The 17,376-nt window shown below is 74.6% G+C and carries 13 protein-coding genes; 8 read left to right on the top strand and 5 right to left on the bottom strand.

Translation table 11 applies throughout. The features are described from left to right. The first annotated feature begins 37 nt into the window (after positions 1-37). Positions 38-1,117, top strand: a complete 1,080-nt coding sequence (locus ACFYNO_RS05740) for a hypothetical protein (protein ID WP_388005801.1) — start codon at positions 38-40, stop codon at positions 1,115-1,117. A gap of 78 nt (positions 1,118-1,195) precedes the next feature. Here ACFYNO_RS05740 and ACFYNO_RS05735 read toward each other — a convergent pair whose 3' ends face one another. Next, the gene (locus tag ACFYNO_RS05735; protein ID WP_388006572.1) at positions 1,196-2,632 is read right to left on the bottom strand and encodes a CCA tRNA nucleotidyltransferase; all 1,437 of its coding nucleotides are present in this window, start codon (positions 2,630-2,632) and stop codon (positions 1,196-1,198) included. A gap of 294 nt (positions 2,633-2,926) precedes the next feature. Here ACFYNO_RS05735 and ACFYNO_RS05730 point away from each other — a divergent pair, with 294 nt between their 5' ends. The 7 genes from ACFYNO_RS05730 (at position 2,927) to trxA (ending at position 13,501) form a co-directional block, all read left to right on the top strand. Next, positions 2,927-5,296 carry a DUF6049 family protein gene (locus ACFYNO_RS05730; protein ID WP_388005798.1) on the top strand — a complete coding sequence of 790 codons (2,370 nt, stop codon included), beginning with the start codon at positions 2,927-2,929 and terminating at the stop codon, positions 5,294-5,296. A gap of 90 nt (positions 5,297-5,386) precedes the next feature. Further along, entirely contained in the window at positions 5,387-7,687 is a 2,301-nt protein-coding gene (murJ, locus tag ACFYNO_RS05725) for a murein biosynthesis integral membrane protein MurJ (protein WP_388005795.1), read from the top strand. Positions 7,688-7,901: 214 nt separating this feature from the next. Further along, positions 7,902-10,199, top strand: coding sequence for a serine/threonine protein kinase (locus tag ACFYNO_RS05720; protein ID WP_388005792.1), 2,298 nt, complete (start codon positions 7,902-7,904; stop codon positions 10,197-10,199). A gap of 35 nt (positions 10,200-10,234) precedes the next feature. Then, positions 10,235-11,053, top strand: a complete 819-nt coding sequence (gene sigM, locus ACFYNO_RS05715) for an RNA polymerase sigma factor SigM (RefSeq protein WP_388005789.1) — start codon at positions 10,235-10,237, stop codon at positions 11,051-11,053. Next, positions 11,050-11,943: an anti-sigma factor family protein gene (locus tag ACFYNO_RS05710; RefSeq protein ID WP_388005786.1), complete on the top strand. Its 894-nt coding sequence runs from the start codon at positions 11,050-11,052 to the stop codon at positions 11,941-11,943. Before sigM ends, ACFYNO_RS05710 begins: the two co-directional genes overlap by 4 nt. A 166-nt stretch (positions 11,944-12,109) precedes the next feature. Continuing rightward, positions 12,110-13,078: a thioredoxin-disulfide reductase gene (gene trxB / locus ACFYNO_RS05705; protein ID WP_388005783.1), complete on the top strand. Its 969-nt coding sequence runs from the start codon at positions 12,110-12,112 to the stop codon at positions 13,076-13,078. 96 nt (positions 13,079-13,174) lie between these two features. Then, on the top strand, positions 13,175-13,501 hold the full coding sequence (gene trxA, locus ACFYNO_RS05700) for a thioredoxin (protein ID WP_388005780.1): 327 nt from the start codon (positions 13,175-13,177) through the stop codon (positions 13,499-13,501). Positions 13,502-13,589: 88 nt separating this feature from the next. Here the strand turns inward: trxA and ACFYNO_RS05695 are convergent, their stop codons facing one another. The 4 genes from ACFYNO_RS05695 to rsmG form a co-directional block, all read right to left on the bottom strand. After that, positions 13,590-14,210: a GNAT family N-acetyltransferase gene (locus ACFYNO_RS05695; protein ID WP_388005777.1), complete on the bottom strand. Its 621-nt coding sequence runs from the start codon at positions 14,208-14,210 to the stop codon at positions 13,590-13,592. 132 nt (positions 14,211-14,342) lie between these two features. After that, the gene (locus tag ACFYNO_RS05690; protein WP_388005774.1) at positions 14,343-15,398 is read right to left on the bottom strand and encodes a ParB/RepB/Spo0J family partition protein; all 1,056 of its coding nucleotides are present in this window, start codon (positions 15,396-15,398) and stop codon (positions 14,343-14,345) included. Next, positions 15,395-16,504, bottom strand: a complete 1,110-nt coding sequence (locus tag ACFYNO_RS05685; protein WP_388005771.1) for a ParA family protein — start codon at positions 16,502-16,504, stop codon at positions 15,395-15,397. Before ACFYNO_RS05685 ends, ACFYNO_RS05690 begins: the two co-directional genes overlap by 4 nt. A 96-nt stretch (positions 16,505-16,600) precedes the next feature. Then, entirely contained in the window at positions 16,601-17,371 is a 771-nt protein-coding gene (gene rsmG, locus ACFYNO_RS05680) for a 16S rRNA (guanine(527)-N(7))-methyltransferase RsmG (RefSeq protein WP_388005767.1), read from the bottom strand. Between the last annotated feature and the right edge of the window lie 5 nt (positions 17,372-17,376).

The following is a 17,376-nucleotide window of genomic DNA, read 5'->3' as shown; positions in this document are numbered from 1 at the left end:
ACCGACGCATCGTCAGCCGACCCACCGGAGAGCCGTCGTGACCCAACCCGACCAGCCGAACCCGTACGCGCCGGTACCTCCGCCACCGGCCGCGCCGCCCGTTACCCCGCCCGCCCCGCCGGCCGTCCCCGCCGCGCCTCCGGTTCCCCCGACCGCACCCGCCGGTCCTCCCGCTCCGCCCGCGTTCCCGCCGGTCCCGCCGCCGGCCGTCCCGGCCCAGCAGAACCCGTGGGCCGCACCGCCGCAGCAGCCGCCGGCCTACGGCTACGGTGCGCCCGGCCAGGGCGGCCAGCCGCAGCCCGGCTACGGCGCCCCGGCCTACGGCGGCTACCCGCAGCAGGCCGGCTACGGCACCCCGGTCATGCTCAACTGCCGGGTCTGCGGCGGCTTCCCGGCCGCGGACGTGACGGTGCGCGGGCACCGCGGCATGCTCGTGCTGATGCGCTTCCTGACCAGCCGCGGGCCGTTCTGCCAGGTCTGCGGCACCGCCACGGTCCGCGAGATGTCCGCGCAGACCCTGCTCAAGGGCTGGTGGAGCTACCTCTCCTGGCTCTTCACGCTGATCGCCCTGATCGGCAACCGGTCCGCCTACCAGAAGATCCGCCGGCTGCCCGCGCCGCAGCCCGGCACCCACGGGCCGCAGCTCGACCCCGGCCGCCCGCTCACCAAGCGCGGCGCGATCTGGATGCTGGCGCTCCCGGTGGCCGCGGTGGCGCTGGCCATCGCGCTGCCGATCGCGCTGGCCGGCTCCACCACCCCCGCCGAGGTGACCGGCGCCTCGGTCGACACCGCCCAGCCCGGCGACTGCCTGCACGACTACAACGCCGCCGGCGGCGTCGACGACAGCAAGCCCTCGGTCGTGGTGGTGCCCTGCTCCAGCAAGTCGGCCGACTTCAAGGTGGTGGCCCGGGTCGGCACCATGAACGACGGCTCCTCGGTCTGCTCGCACTACTCGGTGGTCACCAAGTGGTTCCAGCACCAGGAGCCGACCTACAGCTACGTGCTCTGCCTCGCCCCGCCGAACGCCGCGCTCAGCGGCGGCGACTCCGGTTCCGGCGGCTCCAGCGGCTCCAGCGGTTCGAGCGGGTCCGGCAGCTCGGGCGGCGCCGCCACCTGACCCTCCCCGCTCCCAGACGCCATCGGGTGCCCGGCGATCCGCCGGGCACCCGATCCGTTTCCGCGGGCCGACCGGGCGTCAGGACTCCGGCTGCTCGGCCCACCAGGCCTTGAGCTCGGCGACCGCGTCCTCCTCGGCCATCGGGCCGTGCTCCAGCCGCAGCTCCAACAGGTGCTTGTAGGCCCGGCCGACCGCCGGCCCGGGCCGCAGGCCCAGCAGCTCCATGATCTGGTTGCCGTCCAGCGCCGGCCGGATCGCGTCCAGCTCCTCCTGGGCGCGGAGCTCGGTGATCCGCTCCTCCAGGCCGTCGTAGGTGCGGGAGAGCGCGGCGGCCTTCTTCCGGTTCCGGGTGGTGCAGTCCGACCGGGTCAGCTTGTGCAGCCGCTCCAGCAGCGGGCCGGCATCGGTCACGTAGCGGCGCACCGCCGAGTCGGTCCACTCGCCGCCGCCGTAGCCGTGGAACCGCAGGTGCAGCTCGACCAGCCGCGAGACGTCGTCGATCAGCTCCTTGGAGTACTTCAGGTCGCGCATCCGCTTGCGGGTCATCTTCGCGCCGACCATCTCGTGGTGGTGGAAGGAGACCCGGCCGTCCGGCTCGAACCGGCGGGTGCGTGGCTTGCCGATGTCGTGCAGCAGCGCGGCCAGCCGCAGCGTCAGGTCCGGGCCGTCCGTCTCCAGCGCGATCGCCTGCTCCAGCACGGTCAGCGAGTGCTCGTAGACGTCCTTGTGCCGGTGGTGCTCGTCCTTCTCCAGCCGCAGCGCGGGCAGCTCGGGCAGCACCTGCTCGGCCAGCCCGGTCTCCACCAGCAGCCGCAGGCCCTTCACCGGGTGGGCGGAGAGCAGCAGCTTGTTCAGCTCGGCCTGGATCCGCTCGGCCGAGACGATCGACAGCCGGTCCGCCATCGCGGTCATCGCCGCGATCACCTCGGGCGCCGGGTCGAAGTCCAGCTGGGCGGCGAACCGGGCGGCCCGCATCATCCGCAGCGGGTCGTCGGAGAAGGACTCCTCCGGGGTGGCCGGGGTGCGCAGCAGCCGGGCCTCCAGGTCGTCCAGCCCGTGGTGCGGGTCGACGAAGGCGCGGCCGGGCAGGTCGACGGCCATCGCGTTGACCGTGAAGTCGCGGCGGACCAGGTCCTGCTCGATGGTGTCGCCGTAGGTCACCTCGGGCTTGCGGGAGGTGCGGTCGTAGGCCTCGCTGCGGTAGGTGGTGATCTCGATCAGGAAGCTGCCGTCGGAGGTGTCCTTGCGGGCGCCGACGGTGCCGAAGGCGATGCCGACGTCCCAGACCGCGTCCGCCCAGCCCTTGACCAGCTTGAGCACCTGCTTGGGGCGGGCGTCGGTGGTGAAGTCCAGGTCGTTGCCGAGCCGGCCGAGCAGCGCGTCCCGCACCGAGCCGCCGACCAGCGCCAGCCGGAAGCCGGCCTCCTGGAACCGGCGGGCGATCTCGTCCGCCACCGGGGAGACCCGCAGCAGTTCCTGCAGCCCCAGCGTCTGGGCCTCGCTCAGCCCTGGCAGGGCCGCGGCGGCGGACGGATCGGTACGGGCGGGGGTGGGCTCATTGGCGTTGGACACGGCACACAAGGGTACGTGGCCGCGCCCGGCGGTCCGTACGGCTTTTCCCGGGCAGCGCGCGCCCGCTTTCGCCCGGCCCGCGCCACTGCGGGCCGGGAAGCGTCGTTACCATGCCGGTGGCGGAACCCTTCGGCGGCGCGGCGCGTCGTTCCGGGTGGGCCGCGGACCGGCCGGGCTCGGCGCCGCGGCCGGAGCAGCGAAGACGACGGCGATTCCAGAACGGCGAGGGCGAAACGCGTGGGCGAGCCAGCACGGCACACCGAGGTTCCGCGCGGCACCGGGCGGGGCCGGCGGTGGCCCCTGGCCCGTCGGGGAGCCGCCCTGGCCACCGGACTGCTGGCGCTGCTCGGCGGCCTGGCCGCACCGGGCGCCACCGCCGCGCCGTCCGCCTCGCCCGACTTCCCGGCCACCGTCACCATCACCGCCGTGAAGCAGAACTCGACCGCCGCCAACGGCACCCTGCAGGTCTCCGGCTCCATCGCCAACAGCGGCTCCAGCCCGCTGAAGAGCCTCCAGGTCGGCCTGGCGCTGGGCCGGGGCAGTGCCAAGGAGAAGACCCGCAGCGACATCCAGGCGATGCTGAACCGCACCGACCCGATCGGCGCGGACGGCCACCAGGTGCCCGGCACCACCAGGCAGCTGCCGGACCTCGGGCCCGGCGCCACCACCACCTTCGACCTGCCCGCCGTGCAGCTGAGCGACCTCAAGCTGGAGGGCAACGGGGTCTACGAGCTGGCGGTGGACGTCGAGGCCGGCACCGCCGACGACAGCGACCAGCACACCGTCGGCATCGCCCGCAGCACCCTGCCCTACTACCCGGCCCCCGCGGGCGAGAAGCAGCTGCAGACGGCCGTCCTCTGGCCGCTCACCCACGCCCCCGAGCTGGTCCCGCAGACCAGCGGGGACAACGACGCGCTGGTGCTGCGCGACGACAGCCTGGTCGGCGAGCTGGCCCCGGGCGGGCGGCTCTACCAGCTGGTCAAGACCGGCAGCACCGTGCCCAACGCGACCTGGGTGGTCGACCCGGACCTGCTGGACGCGGTGCTGGCGATGACCAAGCCCTACCGGGTGCAGTCGCCCGGCAGCCGCCCCGGCCAGTCGGCCCAGGACGGCAACACCACGGCCGGCATCGGCACCGCGGTGGCCAACGACTGGCTGAACCTGCTGCGCTCGGCCGTCACCGCCGCCGGCGCGAGCGTGGTGGCGCTGCCCTACGGCGACCCCGACCTGGCCTCGATCGCGCACGCCAACGGCAAGCTGGCCGACGCCGAGTCGGTGCTGGCCACCGCCCGCACCGCCGGCACCTACACCGCGGAGGGCCGGCTCTCGGTGGACGTCCGCAGCGACATCGCCTGGCCCTACCAGGGCTACCTGGACCCGTCGGTCCAGCAGGTCAGCCAGCAGCTGGGCGCCTCGGTGCTGCTGGTGAACGGCGCCAGCGTGCCGGACCCGGCCAGCCTCAGTTACACGCCGAACGCGGCCCGCCCGATCGGCCACGGCCAGACCGCGGTGGCCGCCGACCCGACCGTCGCCGGCCTCTTCCAGGGCGACCTGAAGTCGGCCGACGTGCAGATGCACGCCCAGCAGCGCTTCCTCGCCGAGACGCTGCAGATCCAGCAGCAGCAGCCGAACCAGCAGCGCACCCTGCTGGTGATGCCGCCGCGCGACCTGACCGCCGACACCGCCAAGGTGCTGGCGGACTCGCTGAACACGGCCAAGGCCGGCGGCTGGCTGAGCCCGGTCCCGCTGAACGACGTGGTCACCGCCCCGGCCGACCCCAAGGCCGGCAGCGCGGTGGCCGGGCCGGACTCCTACCCGGGCGACCTGCGCGGCTCCGAGCTCCCGGCCGCGGCCTTCGACCAGGTCGGCGCGATCCAGGACAACGAGGCCAAGCTGCTGCGGATCGTCACCATCGCCAAGCGGGTCAGCGGGCCGTTCACCGGCTCGCTGGACCGCTCGCTCTCCACCCAGTGGCGCACCGCGGCGAAGGCCGGCCAGGACTACCGGACCAATGCCGAGGAGTACTCGGCGAACCTGGTCGGCGCGGTGCTGATCCCGCCGAAGAGCAAGACCATCACCCTGGCGGGTGACTCGGGCGTGCTCCAGGTGAGCGTCCGCAACACGCTGCAGCAGACCGTGACCAACCTCGAACTGCGGCTGACCTCGGCCCAGCCGAACCGGCTCAAGGTGACCAGCCGCCAGTCGATCACCCTGGACGCCGCGCAGAGCACCTCCGCCCGGTTCCAGGCCCAGGCGCTCGGCAACGGCTCGGTGCAGCTGACCGCGCAGCTCTTCACGGTGGGCCCGGACGGCGAGCACAAGTACAGCGAGGCGCAGACCTTCACCGTCCAGGTGACCCAGGTGACCAGCGGCGTCTGGTGGGTGGTCGGGGCCGGCGCCGCGCTGGTGCTGGTCGCGGGGCTGCGCATCCTGCTGCAGCGCCGCAAGCGCGGCTACGAGCCGCCGGAGGACCCGGACGCCCCGCTCTCCGACCCCGACGCGCCGCAGGGTGGCGAGCAGGCCGAGCCGTCCGCCGAGGACTCCGCCGAGGACCCCTTCGGCCCGCTGCCGGGCCACTCGGCGGACCGGGCCGAAGCGCATCCCTAGGTCCGCGTCGAAAGCCGGGTTCGGGTCACCGGTGGTGAGACAGTAGGTGCCTGAGGTGCCCAGGTCGGTCCCGGACAGCGATGAGGTGGCATGAGCGAGCGCGGCGGAAACGATCGGCTGGCCGAGGAGCCGGACTGGTACCTGAGCGAGACCTACGCACGGGATCCGTTCACCGCCGACGACCCGTACGCGACCGCCGCCGGCCAGGGGCCGTACCCGACCCTCGACCCGCCCGCCGCCGATGCCGCGGCAGCGCCTGCGGGCCGGCCCGCGGCCGCCGAGCCGGCCGCCGCCGGGGCGGAGGGGCAGCCGGTGCCGGAGCAGCAGAGCGGGGGCGCCGAACCGCTGGCCGAGCCGGTGGTGCCGGCCTCCCGCTGGGCCCGGCTGACCGCGGCCGCCCGGGCCCGGGCGGCCGCGGCGCTGGAGGCCCCGGCCGAGGAGGAGGCGGCTGCAGAGGAGACAGCTGCGGAGGCCACCGGGGCCGTCGAGGAGGAGCCGGTCGAGGAGGAGGCCGTCCCCGCCGAGTTCGTGGGCGTGGACGCGCTGCTCGGCCCGGCGGCCGGCGCGGTGGCCGCCGAGTCCGGCAAGCCGTTCGTCCCGGTGATCGAGTTCGACCCGCCACTGGAGCCCGCCGCCGCCCCGCACGGCCGGGACGAGGAGCCGCCGGAGTCCGCCGAGCCGGCCGGGCCGGGGGAGCAGTCCCCGGCCGCCGAAGAGCCGGGCGGGGAGCCGGGCGAGGCCGGTCCGGGCCGGATCGGCTCGCTGGTCAACTCCAGCGCGGTGATGGCCGCCGGCACCCTGGTCTCCCGGGCCACCGGCTTCCTGCGCACCATGGTGATCGCCGCCGCGATCGGCGTCGGCACCATGGGCGACGCCTACTCGGCCGCCAACACCCTGCCCACCCTGCTCTACATCCTGATCGGCGGCGGCGCCCTCAACGCGGTCTTCGTCCCGCAGCTGGTGCGCAGCATGAAGCAGGACGAGGACGGCGGCACCGCCTACGCCAACCGGCTGCTCACCCTGGTGATGGCCGGCCTGGCCGGGGTGGTCTTCGTCGCCGTGCTGGCCGCCCCGCTGCTGGTCCAGCTGATCTCGCACTCGCTGATGTCCACCTCCGCCGGGGCCGACACCACGGTCGCGCTGGCCCGCTACTGCCTGCCCACCATCTTCTTCATGGGCGTGCACGTGGTGATGGGCCAGGTGCTGAACGCCCGCGGCCGGTTCGGCGCCATGATGTGGACCCCGGTGCTCAACAACGTCGTGGTGATCTTCACCTTCGCGATGTACCTCTGGGTCTTCGGCAGCTTCCAGAACAGCCGGGTCACCCCGGAGACGGTCTCCCCCGAGGGGCTGCGGCTGCTCGGCGTGGGCACCCTGCTCGGCCTGGCGGTGCAGGCGCTGGCCATGGTGCCCTACCTGCGGGCGGCCGGCTTCCGCTACCGGCCGCGGTTCGACTGGCGCGGGCACGGCCTGGGCAAGGCGGCCCGGCTGGCCAAGTGGACCTTCCTCTTCGTGCTGGCCAACCAGGCCGGCTACCTGGTGGTCACCCAGCTGGCCACCGCCGCCGGCAGCGACGCGGCCGACCACGGCTACCTGGGCGTGGGCCTCGCGGCCTACTCCAACGCGCTGCTGATCTGGCAGCTGCCGATGGCGGTGATCACCGTCTCGGTGATGAGCGCGGTGCTGCCGCGGCTCTCCCGCTCGGCGGCCGACGGGGACGCCGGCGCGGTCCGCGACGACCTCTCCTACGGGCTGCGCACCTCGGCGGTGGCGATCGTGCCGGCCGCCTTCCTCTTCCTGGCGCTCGGCCCGCAGATCGGCGGGGCGATCTACGGCCTGGGCAACGGCGGCGCGGTGGCGCACAGCACCACGGCGGTCGGCTTCATGCTCTCCGCCTTCGCCCTCGGCCTGATCCCCTACTCGGTGCAGTACGTGCTGCTGCGCGGCTTCTACGCCTACGAGGACACCCGCACCCCGTTCTCCAACACCGTCTGGGTGGCCGCCACCCAGGCCGGCACCGCGGTGGCCTGCTACCTGCTGCTGCCGGCCCGGTGGGCGGTCACGGGGATGGCGCTCGGCTACGGCGCGGCCTACGCGGTGGGCGTGGCGGTGGCGGTGCCCAAGCTGAAGCGGCGGATCGGCGGGCTGGACACCCAGCGGATCACCAAGACCTACGTGCGACTGGTGATCGCCTGCCTGCCGGCCGCGCTGGCCGGCCTGCTGCTCTCGCTCGGGCTCTCCGCGGTACTCTCCGGCTGGCTGGGCAGCGTGGTCACGGTGGTGGTCGCCGGGGCGGCGCAGCTGGCGGTCTTCGTCCAGTTGGCCAAGCGGATGCGGATCGAGGAGTTGCAGTCGATGATCGGCATGGTGCGCAGTCGGCTGGGCCGCTGACCTCTCCTCAGTTCGCCCACCGACTGAGCAGTTCGGGCGGCGCTGGAACCGGATGGCCGCATCAGCGGTCGTACTCCGGTGGGAAGAGTGGGCACAATTGTCTTCGAACGACTGGGACCGCGGTGACCGCGGCCCCGGGTCCCCGCCTGTCCACGTTCCGACGCGGCCGCGGCGGGGGCGCCGGACCGGGCGCTACTAGGGGAGGCAGACGACGGTGGCTGATCGCACCACGGATCGCACCAGGGCAGCCGTCGACACGTCAGCTGCCGCGTCGGAGGGCGAGCCCACTGCCGTGCTGCCGGTCGCGGACGCGCTCCTCGAGCCGACCGCCGAGCTGACCGTGCCGCTGCCGACCGCCGGGTCGGAGCCGACCGTGCCGCTGCCCGAGGTGAAGGCCGCGCGGAGCACCGCCGGCAAGGCCCGCCGCGGGCCCCGAGCGGGCGCCGGGGCGGTGGCTGACGCACCGTCCGGGTCCACCGCCACGCGGTCCGCCACTGCCGCTCCCAAGGCCGCCAAGGCGGCAGCCAAGCCGTCCGCGAAGTCCGCGAAACCGTCGCCGAAGGCGGCCGCGGAGCCGCCCGCCGAGGCCACCGCGGAGGCCACCGCGGAGGCCACCGCGGAGATCACTGCGGAGATCACCACGGAGCTCTCCAGCGCCGAGCTCGCCGCCGAGCTGGCCGGGCCCTCGGCCGCCGGCCCCGACCCCGAGTTCCCCGCGACGGACGATGCCGACTCCCCCGAGCCCGACACCGGGGACCCGGCCGAGGCCGCCGCCGAGGCACCGGCGGACGACTCGGCCGAGGCACCGGCCGAGGAGCCCGCGGGGGAGCCCGCCGCTGACGACCCCACCGACGAGCTGCCCGCGCAGCTGCCGGTCCCGGCCCGCCAGGCCGGCGACCGGATCGCCGGCCGCTACCGGCTGGAGGAGTGCTTCACCCGGTCCACCGCCTTCAGCAGCTGGCGCGCCGTCGACGAGAAGCTGCGCCGCGCGGTCGGCGTGCACCTGCTCGCCGCCGGCAGCCGCCGCGCCGAGCAGGTGGTGGCCGCCGCCCGCTCGGCCGCCCTGCTCGGCGACCCCCGGTTCGTCCAGGTGCTGGACGCCGTCCAGGAGGGCGACCTGGTCTACGTGGTCCGGGAGTGGCTGCCCGACGCCACCGACCTGGCCACCCTGCTCGCCGACGGCCCGCTGGAGCCCTACGAGGCCTACCAGATGGTCCGCCAGGTGACCGACGCGCTGGCCGCCGCGCACCGCGGCGGCCGCTCGCACCTGCGGCTGACTCCGCGGGCGGTGCTGCGCACCGACACCGGCCAGTACCGGATCAACGGCGTCGCGGTGGACGCGGCGCTGCGCGGCCTGCCCGCACCCGCGCGGCCCGCCGAGGCCGAGGCGGCCGACACCGAGGCGATCGGCGACCTGCTCTACGCCGCGCTGACCCACCGCTGGCCGCACCCCGAGGACCGCTACAAGCTGGCCGGTCTGCCGGACGGCCCGCCGCCGCCCACCGAGCTCCGCTCGCAGGCCCACCCCGAGCTCTCCGAGCTGGCGGCCCGGATCCTCTGCGAGACCGGGACGCGCCGGATCGAGTCGCCCGCCGCACTGGCCAAGGCGATCGCCGCGATGCCGCGGATCCGGCAGCCGGAGAGCGGCTCGGGGTCGGGCAGCCGCTATCCCGCGCCCGGCCAGACCGTCAGCCGTACCCCTCCCGCCGCGCCCGCCTCCGGCCACCGCCCGGCCACCGCACCCCGCCCGCAGCCCGCCGCACCCGTCCGCCCGGGCCCCCGACCGCACCCGCACCAGCACCCGCACCCGCAGCGGCCCGCCCCCGGCGGCCCGGGCGGCTACCAGCCCGCCCCGCCCCGGCCCCCGCAGCGAGCCCCGCGCCGGGCCGCCAAGGCGCTCCGCTGGACCGTCTCGGTGGTGCTGCTGGCCGCGATCAGCTACGGCTCGTGGCAGCTGGCCGGCAAGCTCGGCGCCACCGGCACCAGCAGCGGCCCGCAGGCGCTCAGCAGCTCCGGCGGCGCGGGCAACGCCTCCAGCGCCCCGCCGAGCTCGGCCGCGCCCACCCCGGTGGCGATCGGCGACGTCAGCTCGTTCAACCCCTACGGCACCAACTCCAGCGTGCACTCGGCACAGCTCCCGCTGACCCACGACGGCAACCCGGCCACCGCCTGGCAGACCGAGGGCTATGACGAGGACCTGCCGCTGATCGGCCACGACACCGGGCTGCTGGTGGACCTCGGCAGCGCCAGATCGGTCAGCTCGGTCGAGGTGCAGTTCCTCGGCGGCTCCACCGGAGTCGAGCTCCACGTGCCCAACGCGCCGGGCGACACCGCCCCCACCCGCTTCGAGGACTTCGGCAAGGCGGTCGCCACGGGCGCCAGCACCGACGCCCTGCTGCAGCCCGCCAAGCCGGTCAAGACCCGCTACCTCTTGATCTGGCTGACCAGCCTCCCCAAGGATGACAGCGGCAAGTACCGCGGCCAGGTGGCCGAGATCAAGGTGACCGGCTGACCCCTGTCGGGCCGGCCCGGAGAGGTGTGGGGCGGATGGCAGGACCGGCGCGACCCGAGCGAGACCCGGCGGAGTCCCCCGGCGGCCCCGCGGCGCCCGGGTTCCAGCCCGAGCCCGGGTCGGAGCCGGACGACGCCGAGCTGCTCGCGCGCCACCTGGCGGGCGACCGGGCCGCCTTCGGCCGGCTGGTCGCCCGGCACCGGGACCGGCTCTGGGCGGTCGCCGTGCGCACCCTGGGGGACCGCGAGGAGGCCGCCGACGCGCTGCAGGACGCGCTGGTCTCCGCGCTCCGCTCCGCGCACACCTTCCAGGGCCGCTCGGCCGTCACCACCTGGCTGCACCGGATCGTGGTCAACGCCTGCCTGGACCGGGCCCGCCGGAACGCGGTCCGCCGGGCCGGCTCGCTGGACGCCCCCGGCTCCGCCGAGGACGACCGCCCGGCCCTGGACACCCTGGTGCCGCCCGCCGAGCCGGCCGAGGCACCGGTGCTCCGCGCCGAGCTGCGCCGCGAGGTGACCGCCGCGCTGGCCGAGCTGCCGCCCGACCAGCGGGCCGCCCTGGTGCTGGTGGACATGCAGGCCTACCCGGTGGCCGAGGCGGCCGAGCTGCTGGGCGTCCCGGTGGGCACGGTGAAGAGCCGGTGCGCCCGCGGCCGGGCCCGGCTGCTGCCGCTACTGCGCCACCTCCGGGTCGAACCGGGGGATCCACCGGACGCCGTTTCACGTGAAACGGCGCTGGCCGACGGCCCCCGGCGGACCCCGGGGAACCCGAACCGCCCCGGCCCCGTCCCATCACCGGGCCCGACCGGCCCGCGCCACGAGCCGACCCTGGAAGGAGGCGCGACGAACCGATGACGCACCAGCCGCCGCACGCCGACGAGTCGGCCGACGCCCTCCACCCCCCGGTCGAGCAGCTGGCCGATCTGGCCGAGGACCTGCTCCCCGCCGACCGGGCCGGGGAGCTGAGCGCGCACCTGGCCGACTGCCCCGAGTGCGCCGACACCATGGCCGCGCTCGAGGAGCTCTCCGCCCTGCTGGCCGCGGACCGGGTCGAGCCGATGCCCGCCGAGGTGGCCCGCCGGATCGACGCCGCCCTGGCCGAGGCCCAGCAGCCCGCCGAGCAGCCGAGCGCACCGACCGTGCCGGGCACCCCGCCCCTCCCGAACTCCACGCCCGGACCGACCCGCCCGCCGGCCCGGTCCGACCGCAGCACCCGGCCGGGCACCCGACGCCGCCGCCGGCTGCTGCTGGCCGCCGCGGCCTGCCTCGCCGCGCTCGGCCTGGGCACCGGCGGAGTGCTGCTCTCCCAGCCCTCCAGCAGCCCGAGCGCGGTCGGCGCGAGTGCCCCCGGGCAGCCCGGTGGAAGCAGCTCGCCCGGCGCCCAGCTCCCCGCCGAGCGCCCGGCCCAGGCGGCCGGCCCGGAGTTCACCGCGGCCGGCCTGCCCGACCAGATCCACCGCCTGCTGCCGCCCACCGCCGCCGTCCAGCCGCACACCACCACCGAGCAGGGCAGCGGCGCCCTGGGCGGCGGCGGTCTCCCGCAGTGCGTCCGGCAGGCCGTCGCCGGCCATCAGGGCGAGCAGCCGGTGCTCACCGCGCACGGCAGCTACCAGGGCGCCCCGGTGGACGCCTACGTCTTCCGGGACGACGCCGACCCGGCCCGGCTGGACGTCTTCCTGCTCACCCCCGGCTGCACCACCACCCCGGCCGCGGTGCAGCTCCAGCAGGAGGTCCCGGCCGGCTGATCGAGGTGGCGGCACGGCGGCACGGACCCCGGGCACCTGGTGCGTCCGGCGCTGGGAATGCGCCAGACTGGTGAGTCGTTGTCCGGGTCGGCGGAGCAGGACCGCCACCGCAGCCCACCCCGCGCCGACCCCGTCGGCGCGGGTCGCGATGCCAACAGGAGATGCAGTGAGCGACGTCCGTAACGTGATCATCATCGGCTCCGGCCCGTCCGGCTACACGGCAGCGCTCTACACCGCGCGGGCTTCGCTGAAGCCCCTCGTCTTCGAGGGCGCGGTGACGGCCGGCGGTGCCCTGATGAACACCACCGAGGTGGAGAACTTCCCGGGCTTCCGGGACGGCATCATGGGCCCCGAGCTGATGGACAACATGCGGGCACAGGCCGAGCGGTTCGGCGCCGAGCTGGTCCCGGACGACATCGTCTCGGTCGACCTGACCGGCGACATCAAGACCGTCACCGACTCCGAGGGCACCGTGCACCGGGCCCGCGCGGTGATCGTCACCACCGGCTCCCAGCACCGCAAGCTCGGCCTCCCCCGCGAGGACGCGCTCTCCGGCCGCGGCGTCTCCTGGTGCGCCACCTGCGACGGGTTCTTCTTCAAGGACCAGGACATCGCGGTGGTCGGCGGCGGCGACACCGCCCTGGAGGAGGCGACCTTCCTCTCCCGCTTCGCCAGGAGCGTCACCGTGGTGCACCGCCGCAACGAGCTGCGCGCCTCCAAGGCGATGCAGGAGCGCGCCTTCGCCGACCCGAAGATCACCTTCGCCTGGGACAGCGCGGTCGAGGAGATCCACGGCGACCCCAAGCTCACCGGACTGACCCTGCGCGACACCACCACCGGCGAGCTGCGCGAGCTGCCGGTCACCGGCCTCTTCATCGCGATCGGCCACGACCCGCGCACCGAGCTGTTCAAGGGCCAGCTTGACCTGGACGCCGAGGGCTACCTGAAGGTGGACGCCCCCAGCACCCGGACCAACCTCCCCGGCGTCTTCGCCGCGGGCGACGTGGTGGACCACACCTACCGCCAGGCGATCACCGCCGCCGGCACCGGCTGCTCCGCCGCGCTGGACGCCGAGCGCTTCCTGGCCCACCTGGCCGACAGCGCGCAGGAGCCGGCCGCGGTCGCCGCGGTCTGACCCCTTCCGAAGCCGACCGGCGGGCGTGAAACAAGACGGCGCCCGCCGGTGTTCAGAACCACTGACGCAGTTGTACCGACGACCCTAGGAGATCCCGTGGCCGGCGCCACCATCACCGTGACCGACGCGAGCTTCGACGCCGACGTCCTGAAGAGCGAGAAGCCCGTCCTCGTGGACTTCTGGGCGACCTGGTGCGGCCCGTGCCGCCAGGTGGCCCCGGTCCTCGAGGCGATCGCCGACGAGCACCAGGACAAGCTGACCGTCGCCAAGCTCGACGTCGACAACAACCCCGCCACCGCCGCCCAGTACGGCGTGGTCTCCATCCCGACCCTGAACGTCTACATCAAGGGCGAGCTGGTCAAGAGCATCGTCGGTGCCAAGCCGAAGGCCGCGCTGCTGCGCGACCTCGAGGGCATCATCTGATCCCGCGTCGGCACGGCGAAGGGGCGGGCCCGTCAGGGCCCGCCCCTTCGCATTCCCGCCTGGATGACGGCGCCGCCGTGACGGTAGCTCAGAACGGCCGCAGCGCCGGCTCCTGCGGCGCCCCGCCCAGCAGCCGGTCCAGCGCCGCCGGGCGGCGCCAGGAGAGCGTGGTGCGCGCCTCCAGCCGCAGCCGCGGGTAGCGGTGGTGCGGCCGCACCGTCTTGAAGCCCACCGCCAGCAGGTGCTCGGCCGGCAGCAGGCAGCTCGGCCGCTCCTTTCCCTTCGTCCCCAGCACGCCGATCGCCTCGATCGCCCGGACGTTGCGCCGCAGCAGGTCCTTGGCCGCCGTCTGCACCAGCACCCGGCCCAGCCCCTGGCCCTGGAACGCCGGCAGCACCCGACTGATCATCAGCTGAACGGCATCGGGCGAGACCGGACTGGTGGGGAAGGACTGCGATCTCGGCACATAGGCCGGCGGCGCGTAGAGCACGAACCCCGCCGGCTGCTCGTCCACGTAGACGATCCGGCCGCAGGAGCCCCACTCCAGCAGCACCGCGGAGATCCACCCCTCCTTCTCCGCCTCCGCCTTGCCCGACTCCACCGCCGCCCGCCCGCTCACCGGGTCCAGCTCCCAGAAGACGCAGGAGTGGCAGGGCCCGGGCAGGTCCGCCAGGTTGTCCAGCGTCAGCGGGACGATCCTGCGCCCCATCGCAGCACACCTCCTCGTTCGGTTCCTCCCCCTGGCAGCCCGGCCCAACCCGCTCCGGCCCGCCAACACCCACAACGCCTGCGGGTGCATGTTTCACGTGAAACATGCACCCGCAGATCGATCCGCCCGAGCTCAGCCGTTGGAGAGCCGCAGCCCTTCCTCGCCCGGCGCCAGGCTGTCCAGGATCCGGTTGAGGTCGTCCACCGAGGCGAACTCCAGCACCACCTTGCCCTTGCCCAACTTCCCGTTCCGCTGGGAGACCTCCACCTTGACCCGGGTGTCGAACCGGTCGGAGAGCCGGCCGGCCAGGTCGTTGAAGGCCGGCGAGAGGATCCGGCCCGCCTTCGGGGCGGCCGACTGCTTCGGCTGCTCCTGGCCCATCAGCGTGACGATCTCCTCGGTGGTGCGCACCGAGAGCCCCTCCGCCACGATCCGCTTGGCCAGCGCCTCCTGCCGCTCCGCGTCCGGCAGGCCGAGCAGCGCCCGGGCGTGACCGGCCGTCAGCACCCCGGCCGCCACCTTCAGCTGCACCGCGCTGGAGAGCCTCAGCAGCCGCAGCGTGTTGGAGACGTGCGGGCGGGAGCGCCCGACCCGGTCCGCCAGCACGTCCTGGGTGCAGCCGAAGTCGCGCAGCAGCTGGTCGTAGGCGGCCGCCTCCTCCAGCGGGTTCAGCTCGGCGCGGTGCAGGTTCTCCAGCAGCGCGTCCAGCAGCAGCTTGTCGTCCTCGGTGGCCCGGACGATCGCCGGGATGCGGTCCAGCCCGGCCTCCCGGGAGGCCCGCCAGCGCCGCTCGCCCATGATCAGCTCGAAGCGCTCGGCCGCGACCTGACGGACCACCACCGGCTGGAGCAGGCCCACCTCCTTGATGGAGGCGACCAGCTCGCCGAGCTTCTCCTCGTCGAACACCTCACGCGGCTGCCGCGGGTTGGGCGTGATCGAGTCCAGCGGCAGCTCCGCGAACCGCGCCCCGGCCACCGGGGCCAGCTCCGCCACCGCCTGCTCGGCCGCCTTCTCCGCCACCGTGCCCCGAGCCGGCGTCGGCAGCAGCGGCACCGCGCTCGGCGAGACCACGGCGGCGGCACCCGCGGCCGGCCGGGCCGGAGCCGTCGCCGTACCGGCGAGCGCGCGCGAGCCGGAGTCCGGGATCAGCGCTCCCAACCCCTTGCCGAGACCCCTGCGACCACTCACCGATTGCCCTCCATCATGCTCTGCTCTGCCATCGGGCCCGCCTGGGCGCCGATCGTGTGCCGCCCGACGGCGCCCAGCGCCTCGGCCGCCGCCTGCTCCACCGCCGTCGGCGCCGCCGACTCCACGCCCACCGCCCGCAGCGCCAGCTCCCGCGCCGCCTCCAGGTAGGAGAGCGCGCCGGTGGAACCCGGATCGTAGGTCAGCACCGTCTGCCCGTAGCTGGGGGCCTCGGAGATCCGCACCGAGCGGGGGATCGCCGTCCGCAGCACCTCTGTGGAGAAGTGGTTCCGCACCTCCTCGGCCACCTGGGAGGCCAGCCGGGTCCGGGCGTCGTACATGGTGAGCAGGATGGTGGAGACGTGCAGCGCCGGGTTGAGGTGCGCCCGCACCAGCTCCACGTTGCGCAGCAGCTGCCCCAGCCCCTCCAGCGCGTAGTACTCGCACTGGATCGGGATCATCACTTCCTGACCGGCCACCAGGGCGTTGACCGTCAGCAGGCCCAGCGAGGGCGGACAGTCGATCAGGATATAGTCCAGCGGCTGCTCATAGGCCGCGATCGCCCGCTGCAGCCGGCTCTCCCGGGCCACCAGCGAGACCAGCTCGATCTCCGCACCGGCCAGGTCGATGGTGGCCGGCACGCAGAACAGCCCCTCCACCTCCACCACCGGCTGCACCACGTCCGCCAGCGGCTTGCCCTCCACCAGCACGTCGTAGATCGACGGCACCTCCGCGTGGTGGTCGATCCCCAGCGCGGTGGAGGCGTTGCCCTGCGGGTCGAGGTCGATCACCAGCACCCGCAGTCCGTGCATCGCCAGCGAGGCAGCCATGTTGACGGTGCTGGTGGTCTTGCCCACCCCGCCCTTCTGGTTGGCCACCACGATCACCCGGGTCGCCGGCGGCCTCGGCAGGCCCTCGCCCGCCCGCCCCAGGGCCTGGACCGCGGCCTGTGCCGCGCGTGCGATGGGGGTGTCATCGATCTGGTCGATGGTCTCCGACTCCTGCATGGGAGCCAGTGTTTCACGTGAAACCGGAGCGGCAACAGTCGCCGCCCGGCTGCGGCCGAGGATGCCCGAGAGCAGGGAACGACGTTTCACGTGAAACACCATGCCCGCAATGTCGGAATTCTGACGGCGCGACACTCCGAAGAAACCGAGAACCCCTGGTCGCACCGGCTGCGACCAGGGGTTCTCCAGAGCTCGGGATCAGCGCCGGCGGCGGCCGGAGCCGCGCACCTCCGGCGCCCGGCCTGCCGTGCGGCCGGCCCGGGCCGCCCGGGCCCGCCGATTCGCCGCCTTCACGCCACCCGGGCTCTCCCCGGCCTTCACCTGGACCACCCGGGTCGCGGCACCCAGCACCTGCTCGCCCACCGGCAGCACCGCGCACTCCACCGCGCCCAGCCGCCCCAGCGCCGACCGCGAGTCGGCCAGCTCCTGCTCGGCGGTGTCGCCCTTGAGCGCCAGCATCTGGCCGTACGGACGGAGCAGCGGCATGCCCCAGCCGGCCAGCCGCTCCAGCGGGGCCACCGCGCGGGCGGTGACGAACTCCACCGAGACCTTGCCCACCATCTCCTCGGCCCGGCCGCGCATCACCGTGACGTTCTCCAGCCCGAGCTCCCGCACCACCTCCTCCAGGAAGTTGGTGCGGCGCAGCAGCGGCTCCAGCAGCGTCACCGAGAGGTCGGGACGGGCCAGCGCCACCGGGATGCCGGGCAGCCCGGCCCCGGAGCCGACGTCGCAGAGCGAGGCTCCCTCGGGCAGCAGCTCGGCCAGCACCGCGCAGTTCAGCACGTGCCGGTCCCAGAGCCGGGGCACCTCCCGGGGGCCGATCAGCCCGCGCTGCACCCCCGCGGTCGCCAGAAACTCCGCATAGCGCTGTGCCGCCGGGAAGTTCTCACCGAAGATCTCCCGGGCCGCCGGCGGAGCCTCGGGCAGCTCCTTGGCACCGCCCTCGGTCGCCGCACTCTCCGTCGCCATCTCAG

The sequence above is a fragment of the Kitasatospora sp. NPDC006697 genome (assembly GCF_042869935.1).
Lineage (GTDB): Bacteria > Actinomycetota > Actinomycetes > Streptomycetales > Streptomycetaceae > Kitasatospora.
This window is presented reverse-complemented; position numbering and strand designations above follow the sequence as displayed.